Annotated in this window: 8 protein-coding genes and 1 pseudogene; 5 read left to right on the top strand and 4 right to left on the bottom strand. The window is 34.2% G+C overall.

What is annotated here, in order from left to right; genetic code table 11:
- Positions 1 to 1,677: 1,677 nt before the first annotated feature.
- Positions 1,678 to 2,679 (bottom strand): acetamidase/formamidase family protein, encoded by a 1,002-nt coding sequence (locus AFK68_RS27760; RefSeq protein ID WP_094676887.1) that lies wholly within the window; start codon positions 2,677 to 2,679, stop codon positions 1,678 to 1,680.
- Between the two features lie 609 nt (positions 2,680 to 3,288).
- Here AFK68_RS27760 and AFK68_RS35635 point away from each other — a divergent pair.
- From AFK68_RS35635 to AFK68_RS46725, 5 genes are all read left to right on the top strand, one after another.
- On the top strand, positions 3,289 to 3,495 hold the full coding sequence (locus AFK68_RS35635; RefSeq protein ID WP_371357595.1) for a hypothetical protein: 207 nt from the start codon (positions 3,289 to 3,291) through the stop codon (positions 3,493 to 3,495).
- A 120-nt stretch (positions 3,496 to 3,615) separates the two neighbouring features.
- The gene (locus AFK68_RS27755) at positions 3,616 to 3,945 is read left to right on the top strand and encodes a hypothetical protein (protein WP_143438362.1); all 330 of its coding nucleotides are present in this window, start codon (positions 3,616 to 3,618) and stop codon (positions 3,943 to 3,945) included.
- Positions 3,946 to 4,842: 897 nt separating this feature from the next.
- A complete protein-coding gene (gene lysS / locus AFK68_RS27750; protein WP_094676883.1) occupies positions 4,843 to 5,988 on the top strand; it encodes a homocitrate synthase in 1,146 nt (381 codons plus the stop codon).
- A 937-nt stretch (positions 5,989 to 6,925) separates the two neighbouring features.
- Positions 6,926 to 7,279 (top strand): hypothetical protein (locus AFK68_RS37475; RefSeq protein WP_210407656.1); only part of this gene is annotated, 354 nt, incomplete at its 5' end.
- 979 nt (positions 7,280 to 8,258) lie between these two features.
- Positions 8,259 to 8,828 carry a tetratricopeptide repeat protein gene (locus tag AFK68_RS46725; RefSeq protein ID WP_094676879.1) on the top strand — a complete coding sequence of 190 codons (570 nt, stop codon included), beginning with the start codon at positions 8,259 to 8,261 and terminating at the stop codon, positions 8,826 to 8,828.
- A 266-nt stretch (positions 8,829 to 9,094) separates the two neighbouring features.
- On the opposite strand, the gene AFK68_RS46720 is transcribed toward AFK68_RS46725, so the two are convergent.
- The 3 genes and pseudogenes from AFK68_RS46720 to AFK68_RS42710 all read right to left on the bottom strand — a co-directional run.
- The gene (locus tag AFK68_RS46720) at positions 9,095 to 9,733 is read right to left on the bottom strand and encodes a phosphodiester glycosidase family protein (RefSeq protein WP_371357594.1); all 639 of its coding nucleotides are present in this window, start codon (positions 9,731 to 9,733) and stop codon (positions 9,095 to 9,097) included.
- 554 nt (positions 9,734 to 10,287) lie between these two features.
- Positions 10,288 to 10,687, bottom strand: a pseudogene (locus AFK68_RS46715) (hypothetical protein); the annotation flags it as partial.
- Position 10,688: 1 nt separating this feature from the next.
- On the bottom strand, positions 10,689 to 11,106 hold a 418-nt coding region (locus tag AFK68_RS42710), incomplete at its 3' end, for a hypothetical protein (protein ID WP_246844507.1).
- Positions 11,107 to 12,044: the final 938 nt, after the last annotated feature.

Below are 12,044 nucleotides of genomic sequence, written 5' to 3'. Positions count from 1 at the left end.
AGATAATAGCGACTGGAAGTAAAGGTAAAATTTCCTGTTTTAAATGTGACTCTTGGGTAGTTTGGTTAGTATGATTATCATTTTCTTCATGGTGACAGCTACAACAATGAGAATTATTCTGATTATTCATATTCTTATTCCTTAATCAAAGAAGTTTTTATTGTAGATATTATAATCAATAAAATTCAAAATTAAATATTCTTTCTATTTAAGATACGATGTTATCAAGATAATTGGGTCTAAATTATTTTGATTGTTCTCAGTTTTCAAGAACTTTTAAATAAAATCTAAAGATTATTTTAGATTTTAGGATTGTTTAGTATGATAGAAGAAAAAAATTTTAGCGAGCTCCAAAATCAAAAAAATGGATAATAGATAGTATGAGCAAAAAATAAGGTCTCAAGTATCCCCTTTTAAAGGAATGAAAAAAGTAAACTTCAGTTATTAGTAAAGAATAAGGTTTTCCAAGAGATGAAAAGGTCAAGTGATTCTGGGCCAATGTTTCTACCAACTTCAGCAGAATATATTGTAACTGCTATTACTTCAGTCAATCATTATAGCGCTGCGCGCAGGGAACAGGGAACATAAAACAAGCAATAGTGAGAATAAATTGCCGATAATATAAAGCTTTGAGCTGCTTGGACACCTCCTGCAATTTGTAAAGCGTGCCAGCGCACATTGCTATAGTAGATACTGTGGAATTTTAGCCTTCAACTATATGGAAAATGGCAGAATTTCACACCATAATTAAGCAATTACACGCAAGTCAATTTTGTCAATATTGTCTCATAAAAATTCAGAAAAATCATATAAATTTTGCGATGTTAGTCTAGATTTTTTCAAAAAATTAGCAACAAAAATATGCAAAAATATTGCTCAAATTAAGCATAAATTATTATTTTACTATCTCAAGTCATAATTGAAATATCCTTCTCTTCAAATAAAAGTTATTTAACTTAAAATAACTGAAGTTTTGTTGGTATGAAGCAATCTCAGGATCTCACGGAGATTGCTTCCTATAGTCGCAATCACAATTTTTCAACCAGATTTTATATTACCGAAATAATTAATAATTAACCAATTAAATAATTAGATAATTCACGCCTTGAAGCCTCCCCTTTCAAGGGAAAAAAGCGGTCGTTTGCGGAGAATTCCGTAGGATGGGATGGCGTTCGCGAAGCGTCCCGGAGGGAAGGGTTTCCCGCTCTTGCAGAGCCGCTGCCTCTTCCAGAGGAGCTGCGCTAACGCTAACGCTTTATATGTCGCGCAGCAAAACGCCATATCTAATACCATTTCTCAAAAATCTTGCTATATTTGNCAGAGGAGCTGCGCTAACGCTAACGCTTTATATGTCGCGCAGCAAAACGCCATATCTAATACCATTTCTCAAAAATCTTGCTATATTTGGTTGGGTGGGGAAGTGTGGTAAGTGTGGGAGGAGGGGGGAGAGGAAAAGTAGTGATAATCTATATTAACTAACTAATAATTGTTAAAAACAGACTTTGAGTCTTGCTAAATATTTGACTGTTGAAGTATAGTCGAAGTATAGCATTACTTTTGGTAATTTGTATAATCGACCAAGAGAAATAAATCTTTTCCTTATTGGTCAATCCTCTCCCTAAAAGGGAGAAGTAATTATCAATTATCCATTATCAATTATCAATTATCCATTATCCATTATCCATTAATGAAACCAATGCTACCAGATTTAATATTATCTGGAGTTTTCTTCGGTAATATAGATTTTGCCAACATTCCATGCACTCCCTTTTGAGGATTATTTACAACTTGAGTAATATGAAAATTCACTGCAAGGGAACACAAAATATAAGCATCTTCACGACTCAAACCAACAAATTTTTCTAACCAACTAATCATTTGTTTTAAAGCTAATTCAAAAGCACCATCTAAAGTATTGCCAAATCCAAAAGAAATAATATCACTAGATGTTTCTGCCATAGGAAAACTTATTTGTAAATCTTTTCTCAATTTAATCTTAATAGTACCATTCATTGAAGTTTCAATTGCTGTTACATTTATCTCTCCATCGCCCTGTGCAGAATGACCATCACCAATAGAAAATAAACCGCCCGGCACAAAAACAGGCAAAAATATTCGCGAACCAACCTTTAATTCCCGACAGTCAATATTACCTCCATAACTACCAGGAGGAATAGAAGAACGTTGAGAATTTTCTGTAGCAACTCCCAAAATTCCAAAGAATGGTTGAAGAGGAATTTTTATCCCGCTATTAGGAGGAAATTCTGCAAATTTTTTCTCTAAATTTAGTGGAATAAAATTTAGTTTTGGTTCCGTAAATTCTTCAGGTAATGCTCCCCATCCCCGACGAATAGAATTAAATCCCATCGGTAAACTAGGGTAAATATTTTCCAGAATAATTTCTAGTACATCTCCCGGTTGAGCATCATTAATATATATCGGTCCAGTTAATAAATGAGGACCAGAACCGACCTTTCTTTCTGCTGGTAAATTATGACAAATTTCTAGAAATTCAGGATTTAAAAAATCTTCAGGTGCTTGGTCATAAAGATAATAACCAGTATAAGTTTCCACATCCACGCGATCGCCAGAATTAATTATTAATGCTGGTTCTAGTTGATGTGAAAATCCTCCTAAATGAACAGTTTTACAGTTAGCTTTCAAAATGTGATGAGTCATTTCAGTTATCAGTTAAAAGTTAGCCTCCTATGGTCGTAACTGCGTTAACAGTTATCAGTACCTCTGGGTTCACCCAGAGGCTTGAAATACTTAAGTTTACTTTCTCTTGGTCATTTCATTTAATTTTAATATTTATCTTTAGCCTTTCTCAAGTTACTAAAGTACATTTGTTTTTTTCCTTTCTATTCCCTNTGGTTCTAGTTGATGTGAAAATCCTCCTAAATGAACAGTTTTACAGTTAGCTTTCAAAATGTGATGAGTCATTTCAGTTATCAGTTAACAGTTAGCCTCCTATGGTCGTAACTGCGTTAACAGTTATCAGTACCTCTGGGTTCACCCAGAGGCTTGAAATACTTAAGTTTACTTTCTCTTGGTCATTTCATTTAATTTTAATATTTATCTTTAGCCTTTCTCAAGTTACTAAAGTACATTTGTTTTTTTCCTTTCTATTCCCTATTCCCTATTTTAAGATATACTCACTTTAATTAAAAAAATTATCATTTCAATAATATAACTAAAACTCATCAAAGTTTTCAAAAGTTACAACCAGGAATTGGTGTTGGAGTTCCTTCAGAAAAAGGTTGGGTTTCTACCAGAAATTAATACCTAATTATCATTGTCGGTTTAACAGGAGTAGGTAAAACTACAATGATTAATACATTAACTAAATCTGGGTTGAATTTTACCTTACTTCCCAATCGACGTACTCTAACCACAGAATTAATTATTCCTTATATTGCAGGTCTAAATGGAAAGAATATTCAAACAATTTGTTGCCTAGAGCGGTTTAAATATACTCGTCAATATCAAAAATAATTTCCCGGTGGTATGGCTCATGTTTTGACTCAATTACAACTTAATCTTAATCAAATTAATTATCCATTAATTCTCGATGGTTGACGGGGTAAAAATGAAGTTACTTATGCTGCTAATATTTTGAAAAAGGCAAAATTTGTGATTTTAGATGCTCCATTATTAGTACGTTTAAAACGCCTTTTGACTCGAAATGATGCTTTTATTCAAATAACAAAATCTGTGGAAGATGGAATAGTAATCAAACAAAAAAATATGAGTTTTTCTGCTTTAGGTATACCTGAAGCTTCTAGTTTATTTACCTTTGCTGAACCCCAAGAAATTTTCACTGGGATTAAAAAAGGAATCTACCAACATACAGAAGTTAGTCAAAAACTAAAAATCTTGCTTGAAGAGAGTATAAACTACAATTTTCAGGCAACAAAAATAGCCTTACAGACTATCACTCCATAACGAACTTTAGTATTATAAACTACTAAGTTTACACCTCAAAAATTAGCTCAAAAAGTTATTAAATATATTAGATATAGTTCAATAATTGATAATTGATAATTACCTCTCCCTAAAACGGATTGGATTGAATAAAAGGAAAATAAATTCATTGTTTCTCTTGATCTAGTTGGCTTTAANCCCTAAAACGGATTGGATTGAATAAAAGGAAAATAAATTCATTGTTTCTCTTGATCTAGTTGGCTTTAAACCTTAATTATTCGGTAAGGGGATTATTAGAAAATTAGGCGTTGCTGAAACCTTGGGATGAATCTTTGTACTTCCTCTTTGTCTAAAACTATAATTTCTCCCACACTCCCCACACCCCCCCAAACCTACTAATTCATCCCGCACTCTATGCAAGGCGGAAAATTCAAATCTGTAGGGGTTTGGTCTCCAAACCCTTATTCTTACTAAAAAATAGACCTGCTTTGGCTCTTCTTAGTTCTTTCTTTGATAACAGCAAATCAAAATTTTTCATCACAGATTGCTAAATTCAAAAATAACTTAAACTATNTTTTTCTAAACCTAAATTTTCCCCCCAACCCCCCACCCCCCCCAAACCTACTAATTCATCCCGCACTCTATGCAAGGCGGAAAATTCAAATCTGTAGGGGTTTGGTCTCCAAACCCTTATTCTTACTAAAAAATAGACCTGCTTTGGCTCTTCTTAGTTCTTTCTTTGATAACAGCAAATCAAAATTTTTCATCACAGATTGCTAAATTCAAAAATAACTTAAACTATCTTAAATATTTTTAATATCTAGCATTTTTTTGAAAATAAATTGTAATTAATCATACTAACAATCATTCCTATAATATGTTTATCTAAAATTATGGAATTATATTTAAACTAAAAAAATGTTATTAAGTAAACTAGCGATAGTTGATTCTACTCTCCGAGAGGGAGAACAATTTTTTAAGTCAAATTTTTCTACTGGAGATAAAGTTGAAATTGCTAGGGCACTAGATCAATTTGGAGTAGAATATATAGAAGTAACATCTCCAACTGTTTCCCCTCAATCCTATCAAGACTGTAAAAACTTAGCTCAGTTAGGTTTACAAGCTAAAGTTATCACCCATATTCGCTGCCATATTGAAGATGCAAAAATTGCCCTAGATACAGGTGTAGATGGTATTAATCTATTTATGGGTACATCTAAACTTTTACGTCAATTTGGTCATGGTAAAAGTATTGATGAAATTATTGATATAGCCACAGAAGTTATTACTTTTATTCATCAACAAAATCCCCAAATAGAATTGCGTTTTTCCACAGAAGATTCTTTTCGTAGTTCCCTATCAGATTTACTACGAGTTTATTTAGCAATTAATAAATTAGGAATTGTCAATCGGTTTGGGGTAGCTGATACAGTAGGTATAGCCACTCCCCATCAAGTTTATCAATTAATTCAAGAGATGAGACAATGCTTTTCTGAAGATATAGAATTTCACGGTCATAATGATACAGGTTGTGCTATTGCTAATAGTTTTGCTGCTTTTGAAGCAGGAGTAACTCATATTGATACAAGTGTTTTAGGCATTGGTGAACGTAATGGTATTACACCTTTAGCTGGATTAATTGCTCGTCTTTATACCCTCGATCCAGAAACTTTAAATCGAAAATATTCTCTATCTTATCTTCAGAAATTAAATCAATTAGTAGCAGAAAAAATAGGACTTTCTATTCCTTTCGATCATTGCATTGTTGGAGAAGCTGCTTTTAATCATAAAGCCGGAGTTCATACTAAAGCAATCATCAATAATTCTAGAACTTATGAAGCAATAGATCCTAATGATTTTGACTTAAATCGGTCAATTTTAATTAATCACAAACTAACAGGTAAAAATAGTATTGCACATCGCGCTCATCAACTAGGTCTAAATCTCGAAACTTTTCAAATTCAAGCTATTACTCAGACAATTAAAACTTTAGCAGACAGGGAGAAAGTCACCCTAGAAAATGTGGATGAAATTTTGTTTTCATATCACAAAAATATTGGTTAATTTTTGGTGTTAATATAATTACTAAGTTTATAGCAGTTTACAAGAGAGTTCAGTAAATTACTCAACTTAAAATCTCTATTTATAAGATTTACCTAAAAAAATACTTATAGCAGTTTTCATGTTTTTTAGAGTACAGAGATTTTGGTTGAAAGGAAGAAGGCTTTAGTTATCTAGGAGAGAAGGAAGAAGTTTTGTAGTCTACCTTTGTGAAAACCGCTATAACTAAACGGTATTGATTAAAAGTTTTTAGCCAATACTATCTTAATAGATAAAGCTTTTAGCCTTTTTTGGGAGGGAGAATTAATTGGGGTTTGCTGAAAAAGTTTTATGGGTGAGGGTAGGAGTTAGGAGTAGTAGGGGCGATTTCCGTTCCGGAATACTTTCCTTCGGAATGCTCTGCAAACGTAAACGCGTAATTAGGAGCATTCCGTAGGAAATCGCCNCTTTTGTAGTCTACCTTTGTGAAAACCGCTATAACTAAACGGTATTGATTAAAAGTTTTTAGCCAATACTATCTTAATAGATAAAGCTTTTAGCCTTTTTTGGGAGGGAGAATTAATTGGGGTTTGCTGAAAAAGTTTTATGGGTGAGGGTAGGAGTTAGGAGTAGTAGGGGCGATTTCCGTTCCGGAATACTTTCCTTCGGAATGCTCTGCAAACGTAAACGCGTAATTAGGAGCATTCCGTAGGAAATCGCCCGTACAGGAGGAATAGGAATTATAGAGGAGGCAGAAGGAAGAATAGTAAGAGTGATTTTTCGGTGTTGCACAATTAGGAATGATGAAGTCTGAAATTAGATATTTTTAGATAATTCTTTTCTTCATGTCTGTACAGTTTAAAACCTATTATCATTCTTTAATGTGCAACCCCGATTTTTCTGCCATAATCTACCAAAAATGCTCACTTTTTCGGCTTGATCAACCAAAAAGCTGGTACTNGTAGGGGCGAATGGCCATTCGCCCCTACAGGAGTCAAAGGCTAGTTTCAAAGTTCTTGCTCCTCAACTTGCCACATCAACAAATATTCCATCATGCCCCCGGTGCAAATCGACTGTGGTTTATCCATTTGAAAACTGCCATAAACCTTTATCATTCAATGCTTTGATATTTAATCAGCAAGCCCTAATTGATAAAAAATGGGTAAGAATTGATTTGATGATTGTATTTTGGGAGATATCTAATACACCCCATCTCCCCATCTCCCCATCTCCCCATCTCTCCACACTCCCGTACGGACGCCCTTATGCAACGTCCCTACCTCCACTCCCCTACTCCCCTACTCTCAATCTCTAATTTTAAATAGAACCCCTTCAGGGGTTCTATACAGCTCAAACCCATGATATTGCTTGCTTTACCCTCAATCCAATGGCTTCGGACATAGTGACATTTAATTACATCTGGCGACTTGACATACTCCCGACGCTCCCCTACGGGAGAGCGCGGGACTTCTCGCCGGGGTAGTTAAAGTGTATACTGACTTATCAGGTTATTCAATAAATTTTTTTGTATTCAGGTAAACTATCTACAGCCATAAGCGATAAAAAATATTGATCAAATTGAGAGGAGCAAGCATGGGTAAGAGAAACCCCATTACATTTATTCTAATTATCCTGGCTTTAGGTTACGGCGGTTCAATTGTTTGGTTAAATAATGTACAAAAAAAATCCATAACTATAGCTCAAGGAAAAATAGCCAGTTTAGAAAATATTAACCAAGATTTCAATATTAATAAACTTAGGCTAGCAAGAAATCAATTGCCTGAGGCAATAGCCATTTTAGAACAAACTATTCAATTACCTGGCGTACCCTTACAACCTGTATCCAGAGAAATAGTTAAACTAAATTATCAACTGACGGCAATAGAGAGAAAGCTATATTTAGAAGAATATGGATTTATATATTTAAAGTTAGCAAAAGAGTCCGCAATGGCAGCAGCTTTATTAGTACAAAATCCACCCCATCCTGTTAATACTTGGTATCAAGCACAAGCAAAATGGCAATATGCAATTAATTTATTAGAAAAGATTCCTCAAGAGAGCGGTTCATATTTAGAAGCTAGAGAAAAGTTAAAACTTTATCGGGAAAATTATCAAATAATAACTAAAAGATTTAATTTGGCAAAACAGGCAATTGAAATTAATAACCAGGCTAAAAAAAAGATAGAAAAAGAAAATTATTGGGGTGCAATTAAAGACTTAAATAAAGCTATAAATCTCAATCCTGGTCAGAGTGAAACTTACTTAAGTAGGGGNTTTTTGAGGAGTTTCATTCCATGACTCTAATGCTGCATAGGCAGGAAGACAACCTAAAGTACCGCCGATACAAAAGATTGAGAGCAAAAAAAAAAGAGCCGAAAAGATTTAATTTGGCAAAACAGGCAATTGAAATTAATAACCAGGCTAAAAAAAAGATAGAAAAAGAAAATTATTGGGGTGCAATTAAAGACTTAAATAAAGCTATAAATCTCAATCCTGGTCAGAGTGAAACTTACTTAAGTAGGGGAGTTGCTTATTCTCAAGTGGGAATGAAAAGAGCAGCGATCGCCGACTTTAATAAAGCTATCGAAATGAATCCTAAAAATTCTCAAGCTTATTATTATCGAGGCGATGAATATCTACAATTAGGAGAAAAGCAAAACGCATTACAAGACTTAAATAAATCTATCAAAATTGATGCTAATAATCCTAAGTCTTACTTTAATAGAGGGGTAGTTTATTACTTAATGGGAAATCAAAGTAAAGCAACGGAAAATTTTCAGCAAGCTGCTTTTCTTTTTGGATTAGATGGAGATTCAGAACGTCAAAAAATGGCAGTAGATATGCTAAAAAGATTTCAAGAATAATGTGGTACGGGCATCTTGCCCGCCATCCAATTTATATAGAATCCGGGTAATTAGTTATCGTATCGCGCTCGGAGTCAGGAGTCTTAGGGGCGAAACGCGTTTCGCCCGTAGCCATATTCAATCGACCAAAAGAAGAAAAACAATTCCTTTAAAGCTTTTTTCTGAAACTAAAATAAATAGCTGACCGCTTAATGCTGACTGCTGAATGCTTACTTATTAATAATTAATTGTTGAAATTATACCTACTCCCTAGACAATGAATTTGCTCAAGGTACAATAGAAAATCCTAAATGATTAGCAATTGAACGTTGACGCATAGGTATAAGAGTATGAACTGGTGAATTTAATAATTTCCCTTGAGAATCAGGTCTTACCACTAAAGTTGTTGAACCTCCACCATCTAAATTTAATGCTTTATCTATACCTAAATTAATCATAAATTCCTGTAGTTCTGCCATAGTAACACCATCACTATAAAAAGGCTGTTTACCATCAACTAAAACTAACCATAATTTATCGCCTTTTTGATTAATTCCTACTGCTGTCCGTGGATAAGCTCTCTGATTAAAAGGTGAATTTCCAGGCACAGCAATTGCCTGACCATTAGCAATTAAAATTAAATTACCAGCAATAGCTTGAGTAGTTTGAGTTGGACAAATAGAATTATCTGATATTTGAGCATAGTTCTTGACATTAAAACATAAAGTCGGCCAATTTCTATCAACTATAGAGTAGTCATCACCATTAGATATTGCCCGCCCAACTACATTTACTAAATCCCCACTTTTAGGGTAAAAATCCCAAGGTGTCTTTTCGTAAAATGGGTAGAAAAAATTGGCATTTATTGCTAGCTGTAAATCAAATTCATTGACAAATTCGGAAGTAGTCCGGGCGGAAATTTTCATGTCTGGAGAAGTAGAAATTCTGGGCGTTACTAATACTTTCATTCCTGTTGTAGAAAGGTCAATAGTAACAACATGAATCATAATCGGACGGGGTTGAGAAAAAGCAATCCGTTCATATAAAACTCCAGGAAATAATAATAAATTTGTGTTAGTTAGAGGGNGTAGAAATTCTGGGCGTTACTAATACTTTCATTCCTGTTGTAGAAAGGTCAATAGTAACAACATGAATCATAATCGGACGGGGTTGAGAAAAAGCAATCCGTTCATATAAAACTCCAGGAAATAATAATAAATTTGTGTTAGTTAGAGGGGGACGAATAAAAGATAATATAGTAAAAATTGTCAGTATTAAAACTAAGAAAAAGACAATGCTGATAGTTAAGAGCGATCGCCATGTGAAAATTCTAGTTCGAGACATTAGATAAAATCCTAATATTTTAATTAATAATGAATAATTAATACATACAGCAAATTCCAGGTTAATGTGGTACAAATAACGGAATAAATATTATATTTTTTGCCTACTCCCTACTCCCTACTCCCTATTCCCTATTTCAACAAATAGGTTGTTTTCCAGGTTTAACAGCATGAATATACTCACTACCAGAATTAGGCCAACCTCTGCGATAAGCTGCTGACTCTGGTTTTCCCCATCCCAACTGCAGCAGCATCTCCAGAAAATTTGATTTTTCCCACTTCAACATATTTGCCCATTCTGTACGTTGGGCGATCGCCTCTATCTCAATTATTTCTATTGGGCGAAATTCTCGACCATGACTTACACTTAAATATAAATCCATCCCTATAGTCACTTGGTTCCAAAAATCTAACACAGAAGCTTTTGCTCCCTGCAAAATTTCTAAATCATCCGACAAGGCAATTAACTGTTCATGCACCACAGGAAAACTAATAGTTTTCTCATTAACTGTCACTTGTCGCCACACAATACCAGAGNTTTCTATTGGGCGAAATTCTCGACCATGACTTACACTTAAATATAAATCCATCCCTATAGTCACTTGGTTCCAAAAATCTAACACAGAAGCTTTTGCTCCCTGCAAAATTTCTAAATCATCCGACAAGGCAATTAACTGTTCATGCACCACAGGAAAACTAATAGTTTTCTCATTAACTGTCACTTGTCGCCACACAATACCAGAGACCAAATATTCCCTTTGGTAGCGATGGATAGCAGCTTTAAAATCTTGATAAGCAGTAAACTTTTGAAATGCCTCCGGTTTGAGAAATTGGTCAACCACTGGGTTGCCAGTACGGGGGGTTGCAGCCAAATTAAGACGATGGCCTTGTATACAAGCTTGGCGTTCTTCAGCTAAGATATTTATTAGCTCGTTAGTGCTGTAGACCTTTGACATAAGGAAATACTATAGTCAGAGTTACATAAAATGTCTTTATTCTGACATATTTTTGGCTTAAGTAAGGGTATTCATACCGTTTCACGGAAGTTAAAAGCCTGAAAGGTTGCGAGGCGACAGCCGTGGNTAGTGCTGTAGACCTTTGACATAAGGAAATACTATAGTCAGAGTTACATAAAATGTCTTTATTCTGACATATTTTTGGCTTAAGTAAGGGTATTCATACCGTTTCACGGAAGTTAAAAGCCTGAAAGGTTGCGAGGCGACAGCCGTGGGAATCTCAAAAGTCAAAAGTATTGGTTAGTAAGGCTTTTAGGATTTTGTAACTGGTTAGTTATTTACGCTATCCTGCACTAGGCATCATATTAAGTTTGTGCCAGATTTTAACTTACCCACACCCATAAAGCTAGACGTGTTATATCAATTCCCAAAAGTAATTCTATATTTAATTAAAACTTCAGTTATTAGGTAATTACTTTAGTAGGATAACTTTTTTGATGATTTTAGGTAAGTTAACGTTAATTATTCTTGATTTTTACTTTTCCAGTAGGGACGTTGCATGCAACGTCCTTACACTAACCTACTCAATCAAATGTAGAAAAGTTTTTGAGAAATGGTATTACTATTTTAGCTGCAATAATTTTGAAAAAAGATTTTTTGATACCAATTCACTTTAAAGATGTCACAAATAGTTTCAAACTTTAAATGTGAAATAATTTCCTGAAATTAATGTATAGTCAAAGTTTTGAGCTGTTCAAATCTTGATTTAGACTTTTGACTTTGAGATTGCCACGGCTGTCGCCTCGCAACCTTTCAGGCTTTTAACTTCCGTGAAACGGTATGAATACCCTTACTTAAGCCAAAAATATGTCAGAATAAAGACATTTTATGTAACTCTGACTATAGTATTTCCTTATGTCAAAGGTCTACAGCACTAA

Source organism: Hydrocoleum sp. CS-953, assembly GCF_002260545.1.
Taxonomy (GTDB): domain Bacteria; phylum Cyanobacteriota; class Cyanobacteriia; order Cyanobacteriales; family Microcoleaceae; genus Trichodesmium.
This window is presented reverse-complemented; position numbering and strand designations above follow the sequence as displayed.